Raw genomic sequence first — 23,205 nt, 5'->3', positions numbered from 1 at the left:
CGCTCTAAGATCGACCCGTGCAGGAGCCGGACATTCACGCCATAGCCGCCCGACTGGTCGAAGTGCGCGGGGTGGTGGCCGTCGTCCTGGGTGGGAGCCGGGCACGCGGGACGCACCGGCCGGACTCCGACATCGACCTCGGCCTCTACTACCGGGGCCCGCTCGACGTGGCCGGCCTGCGCGCCCTGGCGCGGGAGGTGACGGGCGAGCCGACCGAGGTGACCGAGCCGGGCGGCTGGGGGCCGTGGGTGGACGGCGGCGGCTGGCTCACCGTGGACGGCCTGCGGGTCGACTGGATCTACCGCGACCTCGACCGCGTCCACCGCGTCTGGGACGACTGCCGCCAGGGCCGTTACGAGATCGGCTTCCAGCCCGGACACCCTCTCGGCTTCTACTCCCACGCCTACGCCGGCGAGGTCGCCCTGTGCCAGGTTCTCGCCGGCCCCACCGGCGAGCTCGCCGCCCTGCGGCGGGAGGTCGCGGACGGATACCCGCCCGCGCTGCGCCAGGCGCTGATCAGCGGGTTGTGGGAGGCCGACTTCGCCCTGACGATCGGCGGTTACGGCGCCAAGGGCCAGGACCCGGCGTACGCGGCCGGTGCGCTCTTCCGCGCCGTCGGCGTCGCCTGCCACGCCCTGCACGCCGCCGACGGAGCCTGGCTGATCAACGAGAAGGGCATGGTCGCCGCGGCCGCCCGGCTCCCCTCCGCCCCGCCCGGATTCGGCGAGCGGACCCAGGCGCTGCTGGCGGAGGTGGGGCGCACCCCGGAGGAGATCGCCCGGACGATCGACGCCGCGGCGGGCCTCATGTCGGACGTGCGTGCCGCCTGCGGCTGACGCGATGATCGCTGGGATAACCTGACCCGGTGCGAATAGGCGTGAATGTTCCCAATTTCGGCCCCGGCACCAACCCCGACGTGCTGCGCAGCTGGGCGCAGACCGTCGAGGGGCTCGGATACGACCTGCTCATGATCTCCGACCACGTGGCCATCACCTCGGACGTCGCCAAGCAGTATCCCGCGCCGTTCTACGAGCCGTTCACGACTCTGGCCTGGCTCGCCGGCTCCACCACCCGGATCGGGCTCGGCACCACGGTGCTCATCGTGCCGTACCGCCACCCGCTGCTCACCGCCCGCATGGCGGCCAACCTCAACGACCTCAGCGGCGGGCGGCTGGTGCTGGGCGTGGGGATCGGGTGGGCTCGGCAGGAGTTCGAGGCGCTCGGAGCGGTGTACGAGCGGCGCGGCAAGGTGACCGACGAATACCTCGCCGCCATCCGCACCGCCTGGGCCGACGAGGGCGACTACCGTTCCGGCGGCGTGCCGATCTGGGTCGGCGGCGGCAGCGAGGCGGGGCTGCGCAGGGCGGTGCGCTACGGCGATGGGTGGCACCCGCTCAGGAACACCCTGCCCTCCCTGCGCGAGAACTGGTCGCGCCTGAAGGAGATCGCCGCCGAGGAGGGCCGGCCGGTGCCCGCCCTGACGCCCAGGATCCTGCTGCGCGTCACCGACGCGCCGCCGGCGGAGCGGCGCGCGGGCGAGGGCACGATCGAGCAGGTCATGGCCGACCTGGAGGAGCTGCGGCTGCTGGGCGCGGAGACGGTCGTCCTCGACCCGTTCCACTCGGACCCGGACGAGACGCTGCACCCCGAGGCGGCCTGGGAGATGCTCGCCGCCGTGGCCGCCCGCCGCACCTGAGGCGCCTCAGAGCAGGCTCGCCTCAGGGCCGGCTCGCGGGATCCTCGCGGGCCGGCAGCCGGGCCGCCAGCTCCTCCAGGTCGCCGACGAACCAGATGTGCTCGCCCCGGTTCGACTCGAACACCCAGTCGCGCAGCGCCGAACTGGCGGCGGTGAAACGGGAGATGTCCCCCACGACGGCCAGGCCGACGCGGTAGTTGACGAACTTCTGCGCGATCTCGCCCGCCACGCCCGTGCGCAGCGCGAAGAAGTCGTCGTGCAGCCGCCCGGCGGGGACGGCCACCCAGCTCGCGCTCCTGCCGAAGGCCTCGCCGAGCAGGTCGAGCGCGTCGCGGGTCTCGCGCAGCGGCTCGCCGTGCGGCTCGCAGACGTATACGCGGTCGTCAAGCATGTGCGGTCTCCAGGAAGTCCATGATCTCTTGGGTGTGGGCGGGGAGCAGGTGGCCGGTGCCGGGCAGGAGCCGTACGTCCGCGTCCGGCGCGGCACGCAGCAGGCGGCGGCGGGTGCCGTACGAGTCGAGCATCCGGTCGCGGCCTCCGGCGATGACCAGCAGCGGCATCGTGAGGCGGCTCAGGGCCGCGTCGGAGAAGATCGGCAGCTTGCCGCGGCGGGGCCGGAAGCTCCGGTGGATCAGCAGCGCGAACTCGGTGAAGTCGTCGTCCGGGGGCGCGGGACCGGTGGCGGGGCCGAGGACGAGGTGCATCGCCCGGCGGCGGCCCCGTTCCCCGCCGAACGCCAGCAGCGGCAGCGCCCCGAGCAGCGGCAGCCACCGCTGCCGGCCGATGCCGCTCGGGCACATCAGCGCGAGCCGTTCGACCCGGTCAGGCCGGCAGGTGGCGTAGTCGAGCGCCATCCACCCGCCCAGCGACACCGCGGCGATCGAGACCCGTTCGACGCCCAGCCCGGCCAGCACCTCCGCCAGCCAGCCGGCGTAGACGCCGGGCTCCAGCGGCGGCCGTGACGGCGCGCTCAGCCCCGGCTCGCCGATGAGGTCGACCGCGTGGACCCGGAACCGCCGTGCCCACGTGGCGACATCCGCCAGCCACATGGCGCTGTTGGTGCCCGACCCGTGCAGGAGCAGCAGCGGCGGCGCGCCGGCGGGCCCGCACGTCACCACGAACGTCTCCCCGTGCCCGGTCGGCACCCGCACATGCTCGTACGGCACCGGCCAGCGTTCGAGGAGCTCCCGGTAGCGCCGCTCGACGGCCCCCGCGCCCTCCGGCGAGGCGTAGATCGCGACCACGGGCCTCACTCCCTCACCAGCGCGTCGATGATCCTCAGGACCTGGGCGCTCTCCTCCAACGCGCCCAGCACGATGACCTTCAGGTGCTCGCGTTCCTCGTCGTAGACGAACTCCACGCGCAGGCCATGGGGGCGGCTCGCCAGCGACCCCAGGACCATCGTGCTGACCCGGTCCATGTCGCTCCTGGCGATGCCGTCGACCTGCACGATGCTCGACGCCTCCGCGCGGCGGGGCGTGACGAGCGGCGTGCCGGTGAAGGCCGCCAGGTCCTCCTTGGCGATCCGGTACTGCTTGCCGATGCGCACGGCAGGCAGTCGCCCGTCGCGTACGTAGTTGCGGACGGTCTTGACGTGCAACCCCAGCAGGGCCGCCACCTGTTCGACGGTGTAATGCTCCATATCGCTCCCTATGATGGCACACAATAGGGAAGAATAGGGAGTGGATAAAACCGATGAAAGTGGGCGTAAAGCGATCTTCTATTCGGCCCACTAGTCTCACCGTTCATGACCCGCCTCAGCCCGGCTCTCGGGCCGCTCACCCCCCGCCAGCGCTGGCGGAGGGTCCGCCTCCAGGCCTACTCCTGGTCCCTGACCGGCGCGTACCGGCTGGGCGCGATGCACCCCGCCATCTGGCGGCTCGTCGCCCGGAGCTACCACCCGGCCTTCGACTGGCTGGCGGCCCGGCACGCCAGGCTGGCCTGCCAGTTCGCCGCCGTGGACGTGCCCGCCTACCGGCACTTCCTGGGGGCGAACGGCGCCGGGCACGCCAGGAGGCTGGCGGACTTCCCCGAGACCGGGAAGCAGAACTACGCCGCCGTGTACGACGAGGAGAGCCGCTGCCAGGAAGGCAGGCTGCACCGGCCCGGCGTGATCGTGGACGAGTCGTCGGGGTCCAGCGGCAAGCCGTACAACTGGGTACGCGGGCCGCGCGAGCTCAAGGGCATCTACCGCAACGCGGCCGGCTACATCGAGCTGGTCTTCCCCGGCAAGAGGCTGTTCGTGATCAACGCGTACTCGATGGGCGCCTGGGCCACCGGCACCACCACGGGCACCGCCATGGCGCGCGTGGCGATGGTCAAGAACACCGGCCCCGACCTGGAGAAGATCGCCGACACGCTGGAGCACTTCGGGCCCGGCTACGACTACGTGGTGGCCGCGTACCCGCCGTTCCTCAAGCATCTGCGCGACCGCCTGGACGAGAGCGGTTTCCCGTGGCGGGACTACCGCATCCGCGGCATGGTCGGCGGCGAGGGCATGACCGAGGCGCTGCGCGACTACCTGGAGGAGCGCTTCGAGGAGGTCCGCTCCGGTTACGGCGCCAGCGACCTGACGATCGGGATGGGCGCGGAGAGCGGGTTCAGCGTGTGGCTGCGCAAGCGCCTGGCCACCGACCAGCGGCTGCGCGAGCTGTTACTCGGACCGGGGGAGCAGCGGCTGCCGATGATCTTCCACTACAACCCGCTGGAGACGTTCCTGGAGGTCAACGGCGAGGGCGAGCTGCTGTGCACCATCAACACCAAGAGCTGCCTGCAGCCCAAGCTGCGTTACAACGTCGGCGACGAGGCCAGGCTGCACACCCTCGCCGACGTCAGGCGGGCGCTCGGCGCCGCCGAATACGAGCGCGCGTGGACCGACGAGCGGATGAACCTGCCGCTGCTGTTCCTGTTCGGCCGCAAGGACTCGACGATCTCCTACATGGGGGCCAACCTGTATCCGCAGGACGTCGAATACGGCCTCTACCAGGGCAATCCGTACGCGGCCGCGATCAACCGGTTCTGCCTGTCGCTGGAGGAGCTGCCGGGCCTGGAGTACCGCCCGGTGATCAATATTGAGCTGCGCGGCCCTGACGCCGCCGACCGCGACGAACTCGCCGAGATCTGCCGCAAGGGCGTGGTCGCCCACCTGAGCGCCGTCTCGCGTGACTTCGCCGAGTCGCTCAAGGAGGACCCGACGGCCGCCGACCTGCGGGTCAAGGTCTTCGACCCGGGCGAGGGGCCGTTCGCCGGACTCACGAAGATGAAGAACGTCTACCTGGTGAAGGACGCATGAGGACCACGGACTTCAGCAAGGCCCCGGCGCAGGGGCGGGCGACGGCGATGTTCGTCGGCGCGACCCGCTACCGGGGGCCGCTGTCGATAGTCACGCTCACCCTGACCTGGTTCCGCATGGTGCGGGACATGAAGCGGATGCGCGGCTACTGCTGGCACAAGGTCTACTGGGAGTTCCCGTTCACGCTGGGCACGCTCGCGTTCTTCGAGGACCGCGACGCGCTGCTGCGCTTCGCCCGCAGCCGCCACCACCGCAAGCTCATGCAGTGGGTGACGGACGGCACCAGGAACGCCACCGGCGGCTACATCCGGCTCTACAACGCCGAGCCGGAGGGCTACAGCAACGGGGTCTGGCGCGCGGAGGGCGGGCCGATGGCGCACATCGAGACGTTCACCCCGCTGTCCACGGAGCTGTCCACGGGGGATGGCGAGGGTCCCCGGGTGAGGCGCGGGTGACGCTGCATCCCGTCGAGAGCCGCCGCGACCTGCGCGACTTCCTCGCGCTGACCGACCGCGTCTACGCGGGCGAGCCGCGCTTCATCCCGCCGCTGCACGCGCAGGTACGCACGTGGCACCGGCAGGGGGTACGCCTGTTCCTGCTCAGGCGGCGCGGGCGGGTGGTCGCCCGGACCACCCTGCACACCGACGCCGCGCTGGACGCCAAGCTGGGCCGGGCCACCCAGTTGTTCGGGCTGACCGAGTTCGCGGAGGAGGCGGCGGAGGAGCTGTTCGACGGCATCCTCGCGGCCGGGCGCGACGCCGGGAAGGAGGCGGTGTTCGGGCCGGTGTCGCTGCTGCCCAACCAGGCGGGCGGGGTCATCACCTCCGGTTTCGACGAGCGCGGCTTCATCGACAGCGCCTGGAATCATCCGTACTATCCGGTCGCGTACGAGGCGTGCGGCTTCGCCCGCCGCTTCGAGTCCGACACCTGGATCTGCCCGGTGCCGGAGGAGCCGGTGTTCGCGTTCGACGACGGGCGGATCGCGGCCGAGGGGCTGCGCGTGCACCGGGGCGACCGGCGGCGCGTGGCGGAGCAGCTGCCGATCCTGCGGGAGATGCTGAACGCCAGTTTCGCGCAGCTCGGCTACTACACGGAGATCTCGGCGGAGCAGCTCGCGGCGCAGACGGACGGGCTGGCGTACCTGCTGGACGAGTCGTTGCTGCTGTACCTGACGAAGGAGGAGCGGCCGATCGCGTTCGTGCTGTGCTTGCCCGACATTTCGCGATTTATCGCGAAAATTCGTGGCAATCTCCACCTCCTGAACCAGCTCCGCCTGCTGGCCACCCGGTCCCGCTACCGCAGCGAGGCCGTGCTCATCATCAAGGGCACGGTCCCCGGCGAGCAGGGCCACGGCTACATGCGGTTGCTGGCCAGGGAGTTGCACGAAGGGCTGCGCCGGGGCGGCTACCGGGCACTGCGCAGCACGTACGTCGAGCGCACGAACCCCGGCTCCGCCGCCCAGTACACCGCGATGGGCGGCCGACCCCTGCACGGCTACACGTTCTACGAGAAGGGCCTGACGGCGTGAAAGACCGGCTGCTGCCGCTGGAGCCGGACTTCTGGCGTGCCCCCAGCGCCCACAACACCCAGCCCTGGACCCTCACCTACACGGCCGACGGGGCCGAGGTCGGCTGGGACCCGTCACGCGCCCTGCCCATCAGCGACCCCACGGGCCGCGACCTGCGCCTGAGCCTGGGCGCGTTCGTGGAGTGCTGCCTGATCGTCTGCGCCGACGCCGGCCTGCCGGTCGGCTTCCGTCCCGATCCGGGTCCGCATCGGGTGGGCGTCCTGTACGCCGCCGCGCAGCCGTACCGGACGCCCTTCACGACGGCGGACGTCCGGGCGCGCGGCGCCAACCGCGGCGAGTACCACCCGGGACGCCTGCCGGACCCGCTGGTCGCCGAGCTCACCGGGATGCGGCGGCTGGCCTGCCGCGACCTCGCGGACCTGCTGCACGCGGCCGACCTGCACCAGTTCGGCGACCAGGGGGTGACGCGGGAGCTGCGCGCCTGGCTGCGTCTCACCCGCCGCCACCGCCGCTACCTGCTCGACGGCCTCACCGACCGGGCCCTGTCCCTCAGCAGGGCGGAGGCCATCGGCCTGCGCGCCTCGCTGGCCCTCTACCCGGCCCTGCGTCCCCTGGGCCTCCCGAGGGTTCTGGCCGGGGCCTCGCGGGACCTGCTCGACTACGACGGGGACGTCCTGGTGCTGGTGGGGGCGGTCCAGGACGAGCTGGAGCTGGGGCGCGTGCTGATGCGGCACTGGCTCACCCTGTCCGCCCACGGCTATGCCACGCACCCGCTGAGCCAGATCATCGACTGCGGGCCGACCAGGCAGGTCCTCGCGGACCGGCTGGGCGTCACGGACCCCCGGACCCTCCTCCACGTGGCCCGAGTCGGCCGCCCGACCTCCGCGGCCACCCCCTCCTCCCGCCTCAGACCCTGACCTCCCCTCCCACCCCTCCGGCCTTCCGCGCCTCTGCCTTCCCCGCCCCTCCGGTCTCCCGGCCCTCCGGCTCTCAGCTGCCTCCTCGGCTGCCTCGGCCGTCTGCGGTTTGCCGCCTGCCCGGCTGTGGTGCGCGAGAGCGGCGGCCAGCCCGCGGGCGGGGCGAGCGGTGGGTCGGGTAGCGGCCCCTCGGATGGACCGTGCGGTGCTGCTCAGCGGTAGGCGGTCAGGCCGTCCGCCAGTTGTTCCGCGTCGCCGTCCCGGTGGGCGGCGAGGGCCTGTTGCAGGGCGAACGTGCCGCGGATGGCGGCGATGCGGGCCGCCGTCTCGTCGCCGGCCCAGCCGCCCAGCGCGAGCACCCGGCCCAGGAACGTGTCGCCGTGGCCGGCGCCGATGGCGGCGAGATCCTCGGCGGGGTCGCCGATGGTGGCCTCGTCCCAGTCGATCACGCCGCTGAGCCGGGGCAGCCCGCCGTCGATCTCCCACAGCACGTTCTCGGCGCCGAGGTCGCCGTGCGCCACCGCCGTGGCGACGTGGGGGAGACCCGCGGCCGCGGCGAGCTCCCGCTCGGCCCGCCGGCGTCCGCCGTCCGACATGAGCCCGAACAACTCGGCGCGGACATCCGCCTCGAACCGCCGCCACCGATCCTCCGGCGTCCACGGCAACCCCGCCCGCGCCCGCTCGTCGGCCCCCGCCCGGGCCAGCGCGGCCAGCAGCTCGGCGTACTGCTCCGCGGCCGCCCCGGCCACCGCCGGGTCGTCGAGCGCTCCGTCCTCCAGCGGCGCGCCGGGGACGCGGCTGAGCACCAGGTACGGCGCCTCGCCCGCGCCTTCGGACAGCGGCCGGGGGATGCGGAAGCCGAGACCGAGCCCGGCGAGCACGCGCAGCATGGCCGCCCGCTGCGGCAGCCGGGCAGCCGCCGCCTCGGTGCGGGGCAGGCACACGACTCGGTCCGAGCCCATCACGACCCGATGGAACTGCCCCTCGCGGACGGGGAGAGGCCCTGATGCGGCGTCCTGGGCCAACCAGCTCAGTGGATCATCCATCGCCCCAGCATGGCGGCAACGTCCCCGGAACACCGAACCGGCCGGGGAAGGCACGGCGGCGAGCGCCTGAACGCGCCCGTTCCGGCGGTGATGTCTGAACGGCGCCGGGGGTCTGGACGGCGGCGGGCCCTGAACGCGCTCGTCCCGGTGCCTGCGTGGCGGGCACCGGGACGAGCGCGTGATGCGGGGCTTGATCAGTCGTCGTGGTGGAAGCCGTGGTCGGGCCAGGAGCCGGCCCAGTTGCCGTTGCCGCTGGTGGGCCAGTTGCGGTGATGCCAGTGGGGGTCCCACGACCAGTCCCAGCCGGCGCCGCCGTCGTCCTTGCAGGCCTTGGTCTTGCGGGTCCCGGCGAACACGCCGTGGTCGGTGACGTGGTGATAGGTAATGTCGTCGCCCACCCCGAGGCCGCAGTGCTTCGACTTGTGGTGCTTGCCGTCGTCGTCGGCCGTGGCGGGCGTGGCGCTTCCGTACAGTGCGGTCGCGGCGAGTAGCGCACTGCCGACGGCGATGAGGCTATTCCTCATGATCTCCCCCTGTAATCACGAAGTGACATCGGAGATCACTATACGTAGCGATCTTGGAGGGCAGGTGCAGCGCCACACCCCGTTTTCGATCAACAGGCCGCCGTTGATCAGTAACCCGGATGCACAAGTGATCTACATTGTAAAGGCGCCGGGCTCAGGAAGATCGCACGGCCGCCAGGTACGCGTGGATCGCGTCGCGGTTACGGGAGAGGCACTCGATGCGCTGCTGGATGCGGTCGGCCTCGGCCTCCAGGAGGTCGGCCAGCTCCGGGGTGAGGCACTGCGGGTGCAGGTGGATCACGTCGGGCTTGTTCAGGAACGGCAGGATACGGCGGATGATCTCCGTGGTGAGTCCGGAGTCGAGCAGGCCGCGGATCTGCTGAACCCGGTAGACGGCCGGCTCCGGATAATGGCGGTAGCCGTTGTCGGCGCGCTCCGGGTGGAGGAGATCCTGCTCCTCGTAGTAGCGGAGCATGCGGGTCGGCACGCCCGTCAGTCGCGACAGTTCACCGATTCTCACGGCGGGGCCTCCCGGCTTGCCTTCACATTGATGTGAACGTTTCAGCATATTCGACATGTCTGGTGCGACGATCGCCGACGCCGTACGCGTCGGGAGAATGCCCTGGTCGGGGCTGCTGGCGCTGTTCTCGGCGGCGTTCACGGCGGTGATGACGGAGCTGCTTCCTGCGGGGCTGCTGCCGCAGCTCGGCGCGGCGCTGGGGGTGCCGGAGGGGCGGGCCGGGTTCCTGGTGACGGCGTACGCGGTGGCCTCGACCCTGTCAGCGATCCCGCTGACGGCGTTGCTGCGAGGGCTGCCGCGGCGGCCCGTACTGGTGGGGACGCTGGCGGGGTTCGCCCTGTTCAACACGGTGACCGCGCTCTCGTCGTCCTATGCGGTGACCTTCGGGGCGCGGGTCCTGGCCGGCGTCATGGGCGGGATCCTGTGGGCGATGCTGGTCGGGTACGCGGCCCGGATGGTGCCGGTCGAGCGGCGGGGGCGGGCCATCGCGATCGTCTCGGCGGGGATCACGGTGGCGCTGTGCGCGGGGATTCCGGCCGGCGCGGCGCTGGCCTCGGCGTTCGGGTGGCGGACCGCTTTTCTGGGGCTGGCGGTCGTGGCGGTCGCGCTGGTGGGGTGGGTGCTGTGGAAGGTGCCGGACTTTCCCGGTGAGGCGGCCTCGGTGCGGGTCCCGTTGCGGCGGGTGGCGGCGCTGCCCGGTGTCCGGACGATCCTGGGGGTGACCGTGCTGGTGCTGGTCGGGCATCAGGCGATGTACACGTACCTGGCGCCGTTCGTGGCCTTCGCCGGGTTGGGGCGGACGAGTGTCGTGCTGCTCGTGTTCGGGGTCGGGACGGTGGCGGGGATCTGGGTGACCGGGGTGGTGATCGACAGGTTCCCGCGGGTGACGCTCGTGGTGGTGCTGGCCGTGGTGGCGGGGGCCATGGCGGTGCTGGCCGTCGACGGTGGGCCGGGCTGGGCGCCGCTGGGCGCGGTCGCGCTGTGGGGGGCGGCCTTCGGCGGGGTGCCGACGTTGCTGCAGTCGGCGCTGGTGGACGCCTCCGGAGCCGGGAACGCGGACGCGGCCACGTCCATGCAGACGACCGTGTACAACGCGGGGATCGCCGCGGGGTCGCTGGCCGGCGGGCTGGTGCTGGAGGGCGCCGGGGCGGGTGCGCTGCCGTGGACCTCGTTGCCGCTGGTGGCGGTGGCCCTGGCGGTCGTGGTCGCGGCGCGCCGTCGCGCGTTCCCCGCCCGCCGGGCCTAGAGGCCGTTCCTGGCCAGGGGTTCGACGAGTTCGCGCTCCTCGTACGACAGGTGGGACAGCAGGCTGTCGGTGAGCAGGTCCACGGTCTCGCGCAGGTGGCCGAGGCCGTCCGGGTCGCCGACGAACGAGACGAGGGCGCGGTCGACGCGTTCGATGATCTTGTGGATGGCGTGGTGCTCTTCCTGGAGGCGGTCGAGCACGGGCGCCAGGGCGGGCTCCGTGCGGCGGAGATGCGGGAAGACCATGGCGTCCTCGGCGGTGTGGTGCATGGTGACGAGGCGGCAGTAGGACTCGCAGTAGGCGCCGAGGGTCCAGTTGTTCTGGCGCATGGTCATGGTGTTGATGTGCGAGCGGGCGGCGCCTGCGTCGATCGCTCCGGAGGCTACCTGGTCGATGAGGTCGCGGAGCTGGGCGAGTTCGGCGCGCAGGTGGTCGTGCACGTCGATGAGGTGCCGGCCGTTGGCCTGTTCGGCGGGGGTGTAGCGCCTGGTGGGGTCGGGGGCGGGGCCGGTGGGGCGGGTGGTCTCGTCCCAGACGCGTACGTCGGTGAGCCGTACACCGTCGTCGGGGGTCGGGGTGGCGCCCAAGGCGGCCGTCGTCGGGCTTGCGGCTTTTGTCGCCGCGGTGGGTGGCGGCGGGGCGGCCTGGGTGCGTTCCGCGGCGACGAGTTCGCGTACGGCCGGGGCGGTCTCCTGGGCGAAGCGCTGGAGACGGCCGGGGTCGTCGGCCGCGAGGATGAAGACGCTGACGCCGTACGTGAGGGCGATCTCGGCGAGCTGGGCGGCCGGCAGTTCCTCGCCGAGGTTGAGCAGGCGGCGGATGTCGCGGGGCGAGCGGCCCGCCTCGGCGGCGGCCTCGTCGATGACGGCGTTGCCTTCGCCGATCTTGCCGATGTCGTGGAGGTAGGGGAGGGAGGGGAGCCATCCGTCCGCGAGGCGGCCGGTCACGCGGAGCATGCGCGGCTTGTACGCGCCGAGCCAGATGCCGATGTCGTGGGCCGGGCGCGGGCCTCGCGGGGCGGTGACCTGGTAGTGCTCGCCGTGGTGGTCGATGGCGCCGGGGGCGTCGGTGTCCCAGGCGGCGCGGATGATCGGGATGGCCTCCTCGAGCGCGGCCACGGCCTGGCCGGGGGACAGGCGCGGGGCGCCCATGGAGGCGATGGCGTCCCGGTATCCGCCGGTGCCCAGGGCGAGCTCGAAGCGGCCGTGGCTGAGGATGTCGAGGCTGGCGGCGGCCTGCGCGAGCATGGCGGGCGGCCGGAGCGGCAGCGGATGCACGTTGCCGGCCAGCCGGATGCTCTCGGTGGCGGCCGCGACGTAGCCGAGCAGGGTCCAGGTGTCGAGGAAGGTGGGCTGGTACGGGTGGTCCGAGAAGGTGACGAGGTCGAGTCCGGCGCGCTCGGCGAGCTGGGAGAGGGCGACGACGGTGTCGGCCTGGTGGGCGGAGGGCGCGAAGCTGACGCTGAAGAGCAGCTCGTGGCCGTAGTCGGGCATGGGGGCTCCTTGGATGTGCCGTTCGCCGCCGGACTTTGGTTGGTAGTGCGAACAGTTGGTAACAAGAACTAAATTAGTTCGTATTATGAACCATTGTCAACTAGACTCGATGCCGTGGTCGCGACGTTCACTACCGCCCTCGTACGTCTGGGGCACCTGGTGCAGCAGGTGTTCGGGGACGTCGGCAGGGACCAGGACCTTACGCCGCAGCAGGCGCAGCTGCTGTGCCTGCTGGTCGGCGGGCCGGTGGGGATGACGGAGCTGACGCGTACGCTGCACCTGGAGAAGTCGAGCCTGACGGGGCTCGTCGACCGGGCGGAGAAGCGGGGGCTCGTGGCCCGCACGCGTGATTCCCGGGATCGGCGTGCCTGGCTCGTCGAGCTGACCCCCGAAGGGGAGCGCGTTGGGGCGCTGGCGCACGACGGGGTCGAGGCGCGGCTGGAGGCGTTGACGGGGGAATTGCCGGCGGAGCACCGGGAGTTGCTGGCGTCCGCCATCGACGGGATCCTCGCCGAGTACGCCTCCACGACCGGCCGCCCCCGCCCCCAGCCCGATCGCACCCCGGCTACACCGACCTGACCCTCATCCCCGCCATCCCCGGCCTGACCCTCGCCGTCACCGCCCTGACCTGCCTCGCCGTCACTGGCCTGGCCCCGCCCCCGCCATCCCCGGCCTGGCCCTCGCCGTCACCGCCCTGACCTGCCTCGCCGTCACTGGCCTGGCCCCGCCCCCGCCATCCCCGGCCTGACCCCCGCCGTCACCGCCCTGACCTGCCCCGCCGTCACTGGCCTGGCCCCTTCCCCCCGTCGTGACTGGCTGGACCTCCGCCTCCACCGTCACCGGCCTGGCGCCCCGGCTTCGCCCACCTGACATGCCCGCCGGTCGCCGAGCCGGTGACGCCCGCGCTCGCCATGCCGCGGTGGTCGAGGGGCCCGTTGAAGTGCGGTGGCGTCGATCGGGGCAGGGGAAGTGGCGCCCTGGAAGGCCGGGACGAGCTGGAAGCGGGGGCGTCGGGCCCGGGGCGTGGGTCAGGAGGTGAAGACGGTCGCGAGGAATGCCGTCAGGGCCTCGGTCACCTCCGCGGGGCGTTCGAGCGGCGGCAGGTGGCCCGTCTCGGGGAGGTCGATGCGGCGGGCGGCGGGGATGCCGGCGCTGAGCAGGTCGGACATCTGCTGGATGCCGGGCACGTCCGACAGGCCGTTGATCACCAGGGTGGGGGCGGTGATCTCGGGCAGGCGCGTCACGGCGGGCGGGACCAGGTGGCGTTCCGTGGATCGGGAGCCGCTCCAGGAGCGCTCGAACACCAGGCGGCACATCTCCACCGCCGACTCCCACACCTCGTCGGAGAGCGCGTCGCGGCCACGGTCGGGCCCGGCGGTCTGCCAGAGCGTGTGGGCCTCCGCCATCGCGCGTACGTCGGCGGGATCCACGTGGTCGGCGGTGCCGGCGCGGTAGCGGGCCAGGCGGTCGGCGGGCACCGAGCCGTGGACGCGCTCGCGCGCCTGGTCCAGCATCTCCTGCGGCCATGGGTGGCCGGCCAGACCCGAGCTGATCAGGGCGAGCGCGGCCACCCGGGAGGGGGCGGCCAGGGCGACCTCGGTCGCGTACGCGCCGCCCATCGAGTTGCCGACCAGCGCCGCCCGCTCGACTCCCAGCGCGTCCATGACGGCGAGCAGGTCCTCGTGATGGCACACCTCACCTTCGGCGTCGCCGGACCGGCCGCGGCCGCGCCAGTCGTAGCGGATCACGCGGTAGCGCTCCGAGAGGGCGCGGAACTGGTGCTCCCAGAGGCGCATGTCGGTCGTCCCGCCGTGCACGAGCACGACGGTGCCCACGGGGGTCGCGGGGCCGGCCTCCTCGTACGCGATCTTGACGTCGTCGATGATCAGCATGCTCGGCACGCTACCGCCGCGCGGGGCCGGGAATCGGCCTGTTCGCCAGCGGCGCAGCCGTGCGGGCCGGAGGATCGGCCTGTTCGCCAGGGGCGCAGCCGCACGGGCCGCATGAGTTCCGAGCACCGTCGAATCGCGAGCATCATTGACGCAGGCAAGCCACGTACGGACCACAGGTGAACCCATCCATGCTTCCAGAAGAACTCAGAGCCGCCCTGGACAAGGCCCTGTCCGGCTACGCGCCGCAGGAGCTGTCCGACTCCGTGGCGCGGCTCACCGAGCGTTACCGTACGAACGCCGCCACCGGCGGAGGCACCCACATCAGGTCCCAGGCCGACGTGGCGGCCTATGCCGCGTACCGGATGCCCGCCACCTACGCCGCCGCGGCCACGGCCATGCGCCAGGCGGCCGCCATGACCCCGGGCTTCCGGCCGGGGAGCCACCTCGACGTCGGCGGCGGCACGGGGGCGGCGATCTGGGCGGCGGGCGAGACCTGGTCGTCCATCGAGCGGGTCACGGTCATCGAGCACGACCCGCAGATCATCGACCTGGGCAAACGCCTCGCCCGTACGTCCGAGTCCCTGCGCGGGGCCACCTGGCGGCAGGCGTCGGTGCGTCCCGGCCTCGACCGGCCCGCGGCCGACCTGGTGACCATGTCGTACGCCCTGGGCGAGCTCCCCCAGGACAAGCGCCGGGAGATCGTCCGCTGGCTGGCCGCGGACGCGGCCATGGTGATCGTCATCGAGCCCGGCACCCCGGCGGGTTACGCCACCGTCGCCGAGGCCAGAGAGGTCCTGGTCGACCAGGGGCTGAGCGTCGCCGCCCCCTGCCCCCACGACGGGCGCTGCCCGATCGAGCAGGGACGCGACTGGTGCCACTTCTCCGTCAGGCTGCCCAGGACGTCCCTGCACCGCCGGATCAAGGCGGGCACGCTCAGCTTCGAGGACGAGAAGTTCTCCTACGTGGCCGCCACGACGGTCCCGGGGGAGCGGGCCGACACCCGGATCCTGCGCCACCCGGTCAAACGCAAGGGCGTGGTGTCCCTGCGCCTGTGCGCCGGGGAGGAGGGGATCCGCGACGTGATCGTGTCCAAGCGGCAGGGCGACCTCTACCGCGCGGCCAGGGACGCCGACTGGGGGGACGGCTGGGGCGACGACGGCTTGCGGCTCGGTCACGGAAATGGGTAAGGGGGCGGTGCCGGTTCGGCGGGTGGGCCATCCTTGGAGGATGTGGACGACTGATCTTCTTCATTCCCTCTATGCCCGGCGGCTGCGCCGTCAGGCCACGGCGGGTCCGCTGCCCCGCCACGTCGGTTTGATCATGGACGGAAACCGGCGCTGGGCCAGGCAGCAGGGTCTGGCCAGCCCGAGCATCGGCCACAAGTACGGCGCCGAGCACATCGACCACGTGCTGTCGTGGTGTGAGGGGCTGGGGATCGAGCACGTGACGGTGTTCCTGTGCTCGACGGAGAACCTTCAGCGCCGCGGTGACGAGGAGGTCGCCTACCTGTTGCGGGTGATCGAGGAGATGGTCGCCGAGCGGCTGGACCGGCCGGACGCGCGCTGGCGCGTCCACGTGGCGGGCCTGCTCGACATGTTGCCCGACACCACGGCCCGCGCGCTCAAGAGCGCCGTCGAGGCCACCCGTACGTGTGCCACCGGCTTCCACCTCACGCTGGCCATCGGGTACGGCGGCCGCCAGGAGGTGATCGACGCCCTGCGCGAGCTGCTGTACGAGCGGGCCGAGACCGGGCAGTCCATGGTGGAGCTGGCCTCGACGTTGAGCGTGGACGACATCGCGCCCCACCTCTACACGGCCGGTCAGCCCGACCCCGACCTGGTGATCCGCACCAGCGGCGAGCAGCGCCTGTCGAACTTCCTGCTCTGGCAGTCCGCCTACTCCGAGCTGTACTTCTGCGAGGCCTACTGGCCGGCCTTCCGTGAGATCGACTTCCTGCGGGCGCTGCGCAGCTTCGCCGCCCGGCAGCGACGGTTCGGGGGCTGAGATGCTGGAACTCTTCGACCGGCAGCTGCGCCAGGAGGCCCGCGCCGACGGGCCGGACGCCAAAGTGGAGCGGGTCGGCAACGTGGTGCGGCAGGTCGCTCCCGAGCACGGCTGGAACGGCGTGCTCTGGTCCGGCCTCGACGAGCGGAACGCGGACGCGGAGATCGCCGAGCAGGTGCGCTACTTCGGGGAGCTGGGGCGGCCGTTCGAGTGGAAGCTGTATGGCTACGACCGGCCCGGCGACCTCGACCGGCGCCTCCTGGCCGCCGGATTCACCCCGGAGCCCGCCGAGACGCTGATGATCGCCGAGATCCCGCGCCTGCCCCTCGGAGGGGAACCGCCCGAGGGGGTGCGGCTGGTGCCGGTGACCGGTTCCGACGGTGTGGAGCTGATGGCCGACGTTCACGAGAGCGCCTTCGGCACCCCTGACGCGCACTTCCGGGAACGGCTGCTCGACCAGCTCGCCGGGGGCGAGGTCGTCGCCCTCCTCGCGATGGCCGGTGACGTGCCGGTGAGCGCGGCCCGCATGGACCTGCACCCGGGCACCCGGTTCGCGAGCCTGTGGGGCGGCGGCACCGTGCCGGAGTGGCGCGGGCGCGGCATCTACCGGGCGTTGGTCGCCTACCGGGCCCGCGAGGCGGTCGCCCGCGGCTACGACCATCTGCAGGTGGACGCCTCCAGCCAGAGCCGTCCGATCCTGCTGCGGCTGGGGTTCGAGGCGATCACCACGACGACGCCGTACGTCCACGAGTGAGTACCCTTGATGGCCTGACCGTATCCGCCGGAGGAGGCCCGCACGTTGCCTGGAACGAACCCGCGCGAGCTCGGCCTGCTGGCCGACTGCGAGAGCTGCTTCGGGCTCTGCTGCGTCGCGCTGCCGTTCGCGGCGTCGGCCGACTTCGCGGTGGACAAGAAGGCCGGGGAGCCCTGCCGCAACCTGCGTGACGACTTCCGTTGCTCCATTCACGCGGAGCTCAGGGAGCGCGGCTTTCCCGGCTGCACCGTGTACGACTGCTTCGGGGCGGGCCAGAAGGTCTCGCAGGTCACCTTCCAGGGCACGAGCTGGCGGCAGGCGCCGGGCACGGCCGGGGAGATGTACGCGATCTTCCCCGTCGTGCGGCAGCTGCACGAGCTGCTGTGGTACCTGGCGGAGGCGCTGACGCTGGAGGCCGCCAGGCCCGTCCACGCCGAGCTGCAGGGCGCGTTCGACGCGACGGAGCGGCTCACCCGGGAAAGTCCGGACGCGCTGAAGGAACTGGACGTGCCGGCGCACCGGGCCGAGGTCAACGTGCTGCTGCTGCGGACGAGTGAGCTGGTCCGGGCCGGGCGCAAAGGCAAGGAGCGCAGGGGAGCGGATCTGATCGGGGCCAAGCTGTCGGGCGCCGACCTGCGGGGTGCCAACCTTCGCGGGGCGTACCTGATCGGCGCCGATCTGCGGGGTGCGGACCTCCGGGAGTCGGATCTGATCGGGGCTGACCTGCGGGGGGCCGACCTGGCGGGCGCGGACCTGTCGGGTGCGCTCTTCCTCACCCAGCCCCAGCTCAACGCCGCCACCGGCGACGCCGCCACCCGCCTCCCGGCCGCGCTCACCCGTCCCGCCCACTGGCCCGCCACCCGCTACGAACGGCCGTCCCGCGGCACGGGCTCCCGCCGCGACCCCGGCTCCGCACGCGGCACGGCCTCCGCACGAGGGACCGGCTCCGATTCCAACCGCGCTTCCGGCTCGGGGCGCGGCTCCGATTCCGGCTCGGGGCGGCGTTCGGGCCGCGGCTCCGGCCGCCGGCGCCGCGGCTGAACCCCGCGCCCGCCTGAACACCAGGAGCCGCTCCCGCGCTCGGCCACCCCGAGCCCTTCGATCTGCGCTACCTCGGGGTCGGCAACGAGGACGAGATCACCGACGAGTCGGCTGAAAGCACGTATACGTGTCGTCTACGGCTTCTGGATGCCTGCGCATTACCTTCTACTTAAAGATTCAATCTTCCCCAAGTGAAGGATTCGGCATGAGCAATCCAACCCGCAGGCAGGCACTCACCGCAGGCGCTGTCGGTGCTGTCGGGGCCGCCGCGGCGATCGCCCCCGCCCTGGCCGGCACCGCGTCCGCCGAGAGCGGCACGAGCGAGTCCAACCCGCTGTTCAGCCAGGAGAACTCCATGCTGGTGCTGATCGACTACCAGCCCGAGATGGTCAACGGCGTCACCTCGATGAACAAGGACCTGCTCCAGCTCAACGTCAAGGCGCTGGCCCGGATCGCCCGGTTGCTCAAGATCCCCACCGTGCTCACCACCGTGGGTGTCAAAGCGGGGGTCAACCACCCCACCATCCCCTCGCTGCGTGAGGAGGTGCCCGCCCTGACCGAGTACGACCGCATGACCATGAACGCCTGGGAGGACGAACCCGTACGCCGTGCCATCAAGGCGACCGGGCGCCGCAACGTCGTCTTCGCCGCGTTATGGACCGAGATCTGCCTCGCCTTCCCCGTCGTGCACGCCCAGCGCGACGGCTATCGGACCATGGTCGTCACCGACGCGGTCGGCGGCACCAGCCCGGCCGCGCACGAAGCCGGCATCCAGCGCGTGATCCAGGCGGGCAGCATCCCCAACTCCTTCCTCGGCATCCTCGGCGAATGGATCCGAGACTGGTCCGACCCCCGCTCCGACGCCGGGCGCGAGGTCGTGCCCTGGTACTGGGCGGAACTGGCCAAACTCGATCTGGGCTGAACCGGTCACGCGGCACCCGGACCTGGCCCGGCCGCCGCCTGCCAGGTCCTCGTCGTCGGCTCCGGACGATCTGGACGCGCAGGAGACCGATGCGCCGGCCGGGTCCGTCCTCGCCCGCGCTCAGCCGCCGTGGACACCTCACCTCCTCGTCACGCCGCGAGGGCGTCAAGGGCGTCAGGGCTTCAGTACGCGGTAGCGCAGGTGGGTCACGGACCCGGTTCCCGCGACGGGCTCCCCCTCCGGGATCAGCTCGGCCCGCTCCCCGGCGAACAGCGGCGTGCCCGCCCCCATCAGCAGGGGGACGAGGTGGAGCCACACCTCGTCGAGCAGCCCCGCCGTGAGCAACTGCCGGGCGACGTCCGCACCCAGCACCAGGACGTCCTTGTCCCCGGCGGCATCCTTGGCACGTCGGACTGCGGCCTCCAGCCCGTCGAAGGCGAACGTCCCGCCGTTGTCGCCGAGGAGATCCTCCCTGGTCCGGTGGGTGACCACGAAGCTCGGGACGCCGGGCCACGGCGTGCCACCCCACGGGACCACGCCGAGGTCGAAGGTGCGCCGTCCGATGACGACGGCTCCCACCGCCGCGTCCACCTGCCGGCGGATGCCGAGGTCGACCCCGGCGTCCGGCCCTTCCCCGGCCATCCATTCGTGCAGCCGTTCACCGCCGTCCCCCATGGGCTCCTCCTTCCGGACGTTCGGTCCCGCCGTGAACCCGTCCAGGGACATCGACACATCCAGCACTACCTTGCTCATCGCGCGCCTTCCTCCGATCCGGCGGCGCCGCCACCCGGTGCCGTCACGAGAAGGTCGGAGCCGATCCGGCCGTCTCGACATCACGACGGAAAGATCAGTGGGAAACGTGGACGACCAGGGTGGCTCTCGACCGGCAATGGTCATCGTGGCCGACGACATCATCCAGCCGCCGAACTCCAGCTGACCGTCGCCCTTGTCCTGTCCCGCCTCGGTCAGCGACACCTGGGCGAGGCGGAACGGTCGCCCTCACTGAGCGGATCGGCGTTACGCCGCAACAGGCGAGAACGGCAGCACTGCCAGCGATGATTACCTGTCACGCAGGGGAGATTACAGTACGTAGGGATTGGTAGAGAAAAGATGTGATTTCTCCGGGGGAATGCTCACCCGCCAGCATCGCCTGTCCGAGTTCTTCGCGGCCCACAGCCGGGTGCGGCAGCACCGGCTGCGGATGCTCCACACGAGCCGCCGTCGGAATTTGGGGGGATCTGCCGGCCCAGCAAGACCTTCTCGAACGGAAGATGACCGCACCGATGATCGCGGCCCCGTCCACACCCGGACCGCTCGGCCGCCGACTGGCCCACCTGTACGCCGACCCGTACCCCCTGAACGCCACCCAGGCGCGGCACGCCGCCGAACTGGTCGAGGCCGGCGGAGCCCGGGAACACACCCGCCTGCACGCCGCGCTGGAGTCGCCGCGCCAAGCCGTCGACGTGCCCCACCGCGCGGACCTCCGCGCCGACCTCCGCGCCCTGGCCCAGATCACCGTCCACCGCCGGCACTGACCACTTCACCTGTCATCGCGCACGCGGGAGCATCCCTTGGCCGCACCCATCGACGACCCACCGCCCAACTCGTCCGCCGTACCCGCCGACCCCGGCACGGGCCACGCACCGCACGGCGAGATCCGGCCGAGCGGCCCGGCGGCGGCGGTTGACGAGGTCGCTCCTCTTCCCCGCGCGCCGGGAGCCTGGCCACTGCTGGGACATGCCCCGGCCCTGCTTCGTGATCCGCTGAGGTTCCTCAGCTCGCTGCCCGCCCACGGAGACCTGGTGCGGATCACGCTCGGCCCCGTCGATGCGGTCGTGGTCTGCCGGCTGGATCTGGCCCGGCAGATGATCGGCGACGAACGCGTCTTCGACAAGGACGGAGCCCTGTGGCGGCGCGTACGAGAGGTCGAAGGCGACGGTGGGCTCGTGTGCGCACGCCGCGCCGAACACCGCCCCCTGCGCCGATTGGCCCAGCCCGCCTTTCAACGCACCCGACTGCCCGGCTACGCCACCATCTTCGGGCGGTATCTGGCCCACGTCGCCGACTCCTGGCGCGACGGCCAGATCCTCGATGTCCCCACGGCAGCCCTTCGGATCAGCTGTGAGGCCATGACGCGAACCTTGTTCCCCGCCTCCACGAGCCGTCGATCCCTTGCTGAGATCCGCCAGGCGCTTCCGGCGATGGTGCGCGGCATCTTCCGCCGCATGATCACCCCGCCCCCGCTGGATCGGCTGCCCACCCCGGCCAACCGCGCCTATCACCGCACTGAGCGGCGACTGCACGACATCACCACCCAAGCCGTACGTGACTACCGCAGCGCCGGCCACAACCACGGCGACATGCTCTCGGTGCTGCTGGCCAACAGCCCCACCGCCGACTCGCCCACCCCGTCGGGCACGGGCCGGCCACGCACCGACAGGGAGCTGGGCGAACTCGTCGCCAGCCTGTTCCTCGCCGGCGCCGAGACCACCAGCGCCGCCCTGAGCTGGGCCCTGCACCTGCTGGCCGAGCACCTCGACGTACAGGACCGGGTGGCCGACGAGAGCCGGCGCGTCCTCGGCGGGCGCGCCGCCACCGGCGAGGATCTGCTGCAGCTGCGCTACGCCAGTGCCGTGGTCAGCGAAACCCTGCGGCTGTATCCACCGGCCTGGTTGCTCACCCGCCACACCACCGCCGACACCCACCTCGGCGGCCACCACCTGGCCGCAGGCACCACCATCATCTACAGCCCCTACCTGATCCACCGGCTGCCGGCCCACTATCCCGACCCCGACACCTTCCGCCCGGAACGCTTTCTCACCCCTTCCGGCGCCCCCAAGCCTCCATCGCCGAAGAACTTCCTCGCCTTCGGCGACGGCGCCCGCCGATGTATCGGCGACCAGTTCGCCACCATCGAGCTCATCCTCGCCCTGGCCACCATCACCGGCCGCTGGCACCTGCACCCGGTCCCGGGACAGCAGGTCAGGCCGCTGGCGCGCACCGCCTTGCATCCCCGCGACCTGAGCCTGCGGCTGAGCCGCCGCGACGCCCCGCCTTGCATCCCCGCCACCTGAGCCTGCCGCTGAGCCGCCGCGACGCCGCGCCTCCCGCCCGCCCCTGACGCCCACCATCCGCCGCGACGACCCACCTCCCGCCCACTCTTGACGCTCACCATCCACCGCGAGGGACCCGCAATGGCCAACGCCGCCGATCCGGCCATCACCGTGCACTTGCCCCCGATGTACTTCCCGGCTCCCCTGCGCCGGCACCCGCAGATCGAGGTGATGCAGCGGCGCGGCCTGGACTGGATGGCAAGCCATGGCTTGTGCGACGACCCGACCCTGGCCCGCCGCATCACCGGCACCCGCACCGCGCACTTCTTCGGCTACCTGTGTCCCCAGGCCGACCCCGACCGCCTCCAGATCGCCGTCGACTGGGGCTATCTCATGTTCGTCTTCGACGACGTCCCCTGGGACGCCACCGCCGGGGCCGACTCTGGCTTCCTTGACATGGCCGTACGCATCATCCGCACCCTGGAAACCCCCGACGCGGGCCTGCTGCCGCCCGGGCACCCCATGACGGCACCCGTCATCGACCTCGCCCGCCGCATCCACCAGGCAGCCGGCCCCGAACAGGTGCGCCGCCTCGCCGACAGTCACCTCAAATGGCTGCTCGGCGCCGCCTGCGAGCTCTGCGCCGCCGCCCGCGCCGCCCCGCTGAACGCGAACGAGTACCTCGCCCTACGGCTGATGTACTCCGCCGCCGAACCCACCCTGCAGTTCTTCCAACTGGCCGAGCCGGACACGATCAGCGAAGGCGAGATCACCAGCGCACGCGTACGGGCACTGACCGAGATGGCCGGCATGGCCGCCGCCCTCGACAACGACCTCTACTCGCACGGCAAGGAGCGATGGCTCGCCCAGCAGCGGACTCTCTCAAGCCGGCCCGTGATCAGCAACCTCATCGACCTCTACATGCGCGACCACACCCTGCCCCGCGACCGGGCGCTGCATGCCGCCGCCGTCCTCCGAGACCGGATCGTCGCCCGCTTCGTCGAGGTGCGAGACCAGGTCATGCCGTCCGCCTCACCCGCGCTGTTCCGGTACCTGGACAACCTCACCTGCCTGTTACGCGGCAACTTCGAATGGGGCCTGATCGCCGAGCGGTACACCGATCCCGACGGCGACCACCCTGGCGCCGTCCGCACCGTGGCCACCGTCTCGGCCATCCCCGCCGCGACGGGCGCTCCCAGCGTTCCAGCGATCGACTGGTGGTGGCGGTGAGCACGCCGGCCCGCACAGGCTGATGATCTTCGTAAGGGAAGGAAGGC

25 protein-coding genes and 1 pseudogene are annotated in these 23,205 nt (G+C 72.0%); 17 read left to right on the top strand and 9 right to left on the bottom strand.

The genetic code is table 11. From position 1 onward, the window contains the following. Positions 1 to 17 precede the first annotated feature (17 nt). Both ACWEPL_RS26035 and ACWEPL_RS26030 read left to right on the top strand, forming a co-directional pair. A complete protein-coding gene (locus tag ACWEPL_RS26035) occupies positions 18 to 836 on the top strand; it encodes a nucleotidyltransferase domain-containing protein (protein WP_452437696.1) in 819 nt (272 codons plus the stop codon). Positions 837 to 877: 41 nt separating this feature from the next. Beyond that, the gene (locus tag ACWEPL_RS26030; RefSeq protein WP_452437695.1) at positions 878 to 1,696 is read left to right on the top strand and encodes an LLM class flavin-dependent oxidoreductase; all 819 of its coding nucleotides are present in this window, start codon (positions 878 to 880) and stop codon (positions 1,694 to 1,696) included. A 22-nt stretch (positions 1,697 to 1,718) separates the two neighbouring features. On the opposite strand, the gene ACWEPL_RS26025 is transcribed toward ACWEPL_RS26030, so the two are convergent. The 3 genes from ACWEPL_RS26025 to ACWEPL_RS26015 are packed head-to-tail and all read right to left on the bottom strand — an operon-like array spanning position 1,719 to position 3,338. After that, positions 1,719 to 2,087: a DUF4180 domain-containing protein gene (locus tag ACWEPL_RS26025; protein WP_452437694.1), complete on the bottom strand. Its 369-nt coding sequence runs from the start codon at positions 2,085 to 2,087 to the stop codon at positions 1,719 to 1,721. After that, on the bottom strand, positions 2,080 to 2,940 hold the full coding sequence (locus tag ACWEPL_RS26020) for an alpha/beta fold hydrolase (protein ID WP_452437693.1): 861 nt from the start codon (positions 2,938 to 2,940) through the stop codon (positions 2,080 to 2,082). Before ACWEPL_RS26020 ends, ACWEPL_RS26025 begins: the two co-directional genes overlap by 8 nt. 5 nt (positions 2,941 to 2,945) lie before the next feature. Then, positions 2,946 to 3,338 carry a helix-turn-helix domain-containing protein gene (locus ACWEPL_RS26015; RefSeq protein ID WP_452437692.1) on the bottom strand — a complete coding sequence of 131 codons (393 nt, stop codon included), beginning with the start codon at positions 3,336 to 3,338 and terminating at the stop codon, positions 2,946 to 2,948. Between the two features lie 105 nt (positions 3,339 to 3,443). Here ACWEPL_RS26015 and ACWEPL_RS26010 point away from each other — a divergent pair, with 105 nt between their 5' ends. The 4 genes from ACWEPL_RS26010 to ACWEPL_RS25995 are packed head-to-tail and all read left to right on the top strand — an operon-like array spanning position 3,444 to position 7,433. Beyond that, positions 3,444 to 4,988 carry a phenylacetate--CoA ligase family protein gene (locus ACWEPL_RS26010; protein ID WP_452437691.1) on the top strand — a complete coding sequence of 515 codons (1,545 nt, stop codon included), beginning with the start codon at positions 3,444 to 3,446 and terminating at the stop codon, positions 4,986 to 4,988. Then, on the top strand, positions 4,985 to 5,443 hold the full coding sequence (locus tag ACWEPL_RS26005; RefSeq protein WP_363971398.1) for a DUF4188 domain-containing protein: 459 nt from the start codon (positions 4,985 to 4,987) through the stop codon (positions 5,441 to 5,443). Before ACWEPL_RS26010 ends, ACWEPL_RS26005 begins: the two co-directional genes overlap by 4 nt. Next, on the top strand, positions 5,440 to 6,516 hold the full coding sequence (locus ACWEPL_RS26000) for a hypothetical protein (protein ID WP_355200344.1): 1,077 nt from the start codon (positions 5,440 to 5,442) through the stop codon (positions 6,514 to 6,516). Before ACWEPL_RS26005 ends, ACWEPL_RS26000 begins: the two co-directional genes overlap by 4 nt. Beyond that, the gene (locus tag ACWEPL_RS25995; protein ID WP_452437690.1) at positions 6,513 to 7,433 is read left to right on the top strand and encodes a hypothetical protein; all 921 of its coding nucleotides are present in this window, start codon (positions 6,513 to 6,515) and stop codon (positions 7,431 to 7,433) included. Before ACWEPL_RS26000 ends, ACWEPL_RS25995 begins: the two co-directional genes overlap by 4 nt. A gap of 212 nt (positions 7,434 to 7,645) precedes the next feature. Here the strand turns inward: ACWEPL_RS25995 and ACWEPL_RS25990 are convergent, their stop codons facing one another. The 3 genes from ACWEPL_RS25990 to ACWEPL_RS25980 form a co-directional block, all read right to left on the bottom strand. Beyond that, a complete protein-coding gene (locus ACWEPL_RS25990) occupies positions 7,646 to 8,479 on the bottom strand; it encodes an aminoglycoside phosphotransferase family protein (RefSeq protein WP_452437689.1) in 834 nt (277 codons plus the stop codon). A 194-nt stretch (positions 8,480 to 8,673) separates the two neighbouring features. Beyond that, the gene (locus tag ACWEPL_RS25985; RefSeq protein WP_452437688.1) at positions 8,674 to 9,003 is read right to left on the bottom strand and encodes a hypothetical protein; all 330 of its coding nucleotides are present in this window, start codon (positions 9,001 to 9,003) and stop codon (positions 8,674 to 8,676) included. A 154-nt stretch (positions 9,004 to 9,157) separates the two neighbouring features. After that, the gene (locus ACWEPL_RS25980; RefSeq protein WP_363971388.1) at positions 9,158 to 9,523 is read right to left on the bottom strand and encodes a MerR family transcriptional regulator; all 366 of its coding nucleotides are present in this window, start codon (positions 9,521 to 9,523) and stop codon (positions 9,158 to 9,160) included. A gap of 55 nt (positions 9,524 to 9,578) precedes the next feature. Between ACWEPL_RS25980 and ACWEPL_RS25975 the strand changes: the two genes are divergently transcribed. After that, positions 9,579 to 10,769: an MFS transporter gene (locus ACWEPL_RS25975; protein WP_452437687.1), complete on the top strand. Its 1,191-nt coding sequence runs from the start codon at positions 9,579 to 9,581 to the stop codon at positions 10,767 to 10,769. Here ACWEPL_RS25975 and ACWEPL_RS25970 read toward each other — a convergent pair. After that, positions 10,766 to 12,262 carry an LLM class flavin-dependent oxidoreductase gene (locus ACWEPL_RS25970; RefSeq protein WP_452437686.1) on the bottom strand — a complete coding sequence of 499 codons (1,497 nt, stop codon included), beginning with the start codon at positions 12,260 to 12,262 and terminating at the stop codon, positions 10,766 to 10,768. The genes ACWEPL_RS25975 and ACWEPL_RS25970 overlap by 4 nt on opposite strands. 114 nt (positions 12,263 to 12,376) lie before the next feature. Between ACWEPL_RS25970 and ACWEPL_RS25965 the strand changes: the two genes are divergently transcribed. Next, a complete protein-coding gene (locus tag ACWEPL_RS25965; protein WP_363971382.1) occupies positions 12,377 to 12,841 on the top strand; it encodes a MarR family winged helix-turn-helix transcriptional regulator in 465 nt (154 codons plus the stop codon). Positions 12,842 to 13,290: 449 nt separating this feature from the next. Here the strand turns inward: ACWEPL_RS25965 and ACWEPL_RS25960 are convergent, their stop codons facing one another. Continuing rightward, positions 13,291 to 14,154, bottom strand: a complete 864-nt coding sequence (locus ACWEPL_RS25960; RefSeq protein ID WP_452437685.1) for an alpha/beta fold hydrolase — start codon at positions 14,152 to 14,154, stop codon at positions 13,291 to 13,293. 188 nt (positions 14,155 to 14,342) lie between these two features. Between ACWEPL_RS25960 and ACWEPL_RS25955 the strand changes: the two genes are divergently transcribed. From ACWEPL_RS25955 to ACWEPL_RS25930, 6 genes and pseudogenes are all read left to right on the top strand, one after another. After that, complete coding sequence (locus ACWEPL_RS25955) at positions 14,343 to 15,341, top strand: small ribosomal subunit Rsm22 family protein (RefSeq protein WP_452437684.1); 999 nt, start codon at positions 14,343 to 14,345, stop codon at positions 15,339 to 15,341. 40 nt (positions 15,342 to 15,381) lie between these two features. After that, positions 15,382 to 16,158: a polyprenyl diphosphate synthase gene (gene uppS / locus ACWEPL_RS25950; protein WP_350727398.1), complete on the top strand. Its 777-nt coding sequence runs from the start codon at positions 15,382 to 15,384 to the stop codon at positions 16,156 to 16,158. A 1-nt stretch (position 16,159) separates the two neighbouring features. Next, positions 16,160 to 16,912, top strand: coding sequence for a GNAT family N-acetyltransferase (locus ACWEPL_RS25945; RefSeq protein ID WP_397366457.1), 753 nt, complete (start codon positions 16,160 to 16,162; stop codon positions 16,910 to 16,912). A 45-nt stretch (positions 16,913 to 16,957) separates the two neighbouring features. Next, positions 16,958 to 17,953 carry a pentapeptide repeat-containing protein gene (locus ACWEPL_RS25940; RefSeq protein ID WP_452437683.1) on the top strand — a complete coding sequence of 332 codons (996 nt, stop codon included), beginning with the start codon at positions 16,958 to 16,960 and terminating at the stop codon, positions 17,951 to 17,953. A gap of 50 nt (positions 17,954 to 18,003) precedes the next feature. Then, a pseudogene (locus ACWEPL_RS25935) lies at positions 18,004 to 18,126 on the top strand (hypothetical protein); the annotation flags it as partial. Between the two features lie 32 nt (positions 18,127 to 18,158). After that, complete coding sequence (locus ACWEPL_RS25930; RefSeq protein WP_452437682.1) at positions 18,159 to 18,875, top strand: isochorismatase family protein; 717 nt, start codon at positions 18,159 to 18,161, stop codon at positions 18,873 to 18,875. A 174-nt stretch (positions 18,876 to 19,049) separates the two neighbouring features. Here ACWEPL_RS25930 and ACWEPL_RS25925 read toward each other — a convergent pair whose 3' ends face one another. Continuing rightward, a complete protein-coding gene (locus tag ACWEPL_RS25925; protein ID WP_452437681.1) occupies positions 19,050 to 19,628 on the bottom strand; it encodes a dihydrofolate reductase family protein in 579 nt (192 codons plus the stop codon). 518 nt (positions 19,629 to 20,146) lie between these two features. Here ACWEPL_RS25925 and ACWEPL_RS25920 point away from each other — a divergent pair. The 3 genes from ACWEPL_RS25920 (at position 20,147) to ACWEPL_RS25910 (ending at position 23,158) form a co-directional block, all read left to right on the top strand. After that, positions 20,147 to 20,410, top strand: a complete 264-nt coding sequence (locus ACWEPL_RS25920) for a hypothetical protein (protein ID WP_452437680.1) — start codon at positions 20,147 to 20,149, stop codon at positions 20,408 to 20,410. 36 nt (positions 20,411 to 20,446) lie between these two features. Further along, positions 20,447 to 21,949, top strand: a complete 1,503-nt coding sequence (locus ACWEPL_RS25915; RefSeq protein WP_452437679.1) for a cytochrome P450 — start codon at positions 20,447 to 20,449, stop codon at positions 21,947 to 21,949. Positions 21,950 to 22,069: 120 nt separating this feature from the next. After that, positions 22,070 to 23,158 carry a terpene synthase family protein gene (locus tag ACWEPL_RS25910; RefSeq protein ID WP_452437678.1) on the top strand — a complete coding sequence of 363 codons (1,089 nt, stop codon included), beginning with the start codon at positions 22,070 to 22,072 and terminating at the stop codon, positions 23,156 to 23,158. Positions 23,159 to 23,205: the final 47 nt, after the last annotated feature.

This window comes from Nonomuraea sp. NPDC004186 (genome assembly GCF_053603495.1).
The sequence above is the reverse complement of the archived record's forward strand: the minus strand, read 5'-3'. Positions and strand labels throughout refer to the sequence as shown.

Bases quoted from the DNA above. Each gene is read 5' to 3' on its own strand.
- ACWEPL_RS26025 (WP_452437694.1), bottom strand. From the start codon at position 2,087: ATGCTTGACGACCGCGTATACGTCTGCGAGCCGCACGGCGAGCCGCTG.
- ACWEPL_RS26015 (WP_452437692.1), bottom strand. From the start codon at position 3,338: ATGGAGCATTACACCGTCGAACAGGTGGCGGCCCTGCTGGGGTTGCAC.
- ACWEPL_RS26010 (WP_452437691.1), top strand. From the start codon at position 3,444: ATGACCCGCCTCAGCCCGGCTCTCGGGCCGCTCACCCCCCGCCAGCGC.
- ACWEPL_RS26005 (WP_363971398.1), top strand. From the start codon at position 4,985: ATGAGGACCACGGACTTCAGCAAGGCCCCGGCGCAGGGGCGGGCGACG.
- ACWEPL_RS25990 (WP_452437689.1), bottom strand. From the start codon at position 8,479: ATGGATGATCCACTGAGCTGGTTGGCCCAGGACGCCGCATCAGGGCCT.
- ACWEPL_RS25985 (WP_452437688.1), bottom strand. From the start codon at position 9,003: ATGAGGAATAGCCTCATCGCCGTCGGCAGTGCGCTACTCGCCGCGACC.
- ACWEPL_RS25975 (WP_452437687.1), top strand. From the start codon at position 9,579: ATGTCTGGTGCGACGATCGCCGACGCCGTACGCGTCGGGAGAATGCCC.
- ACWEPL_RS25970 (WP_452437686.1), bottom strand. From the start codon at position 12,262: ATGCCCGACTACGGCCACGAGCTGCTCTTCAGCGTCAGCTTCGCGCCC.
- ACWEPL_RS25960 (WP_452437685.1), bottom strand. From the start codon at position 14,154: ATGCTGATCATCGACGACGTCAAGATCGCGTACGAGGAGGCCGGCCCC.
- ACWEPL_RS25955 (WP_452437684.1), top strand. From the start codon at position 14,343: ATGCTTCCAGAAGAACTCAGAGCCGCCCTGGACAAGGCCCTGTCCGGC.
- uppS (WP_350727398.1), top strand. From the start codon at position 15,382: ATGTGGACGACTGATCTTCTTCATTCCCTCTATGCCCGGCGGCTGCGC.
- ACWEPL_RS25945 (WP_397366457.1), top strand. From the start codon at position 16,160: ATGCTGGAACTCTTCGACCGGCAGCTGCGCCAGGAGGCCCGCGCCGAC.
- ACWEPL_RS25930 (WP_452437682.1), top strand. From the start codon at position 18,159: ATGAGCAATCCAACCCGCAGGCAGGCACTCACCGCAGGCGCTGTCGGT.
- ACWEPL_RS25925 (WP_452437681.1), bottom strand. From the start codon at position 19,628: ATGAGCAAGGTAGTGCTGGATGTGTCGATGTCCCTGGACGGGTTCACG.
- ACWEPL_RS25920 (WP_452437680.1), top strand. From the start codon at position 20,147: ATGACCGCACCGATGATCGCGGCCCCGTCCACACCCGGACCGCTCGGC.
- ACWEPL_RS25910 (WP_452437678.1), top strand. From the start codon at position 22,070: ATGGCCAACGCCGCCGATCCGGCCATCACCGTGCACTTGCCCCCGATG.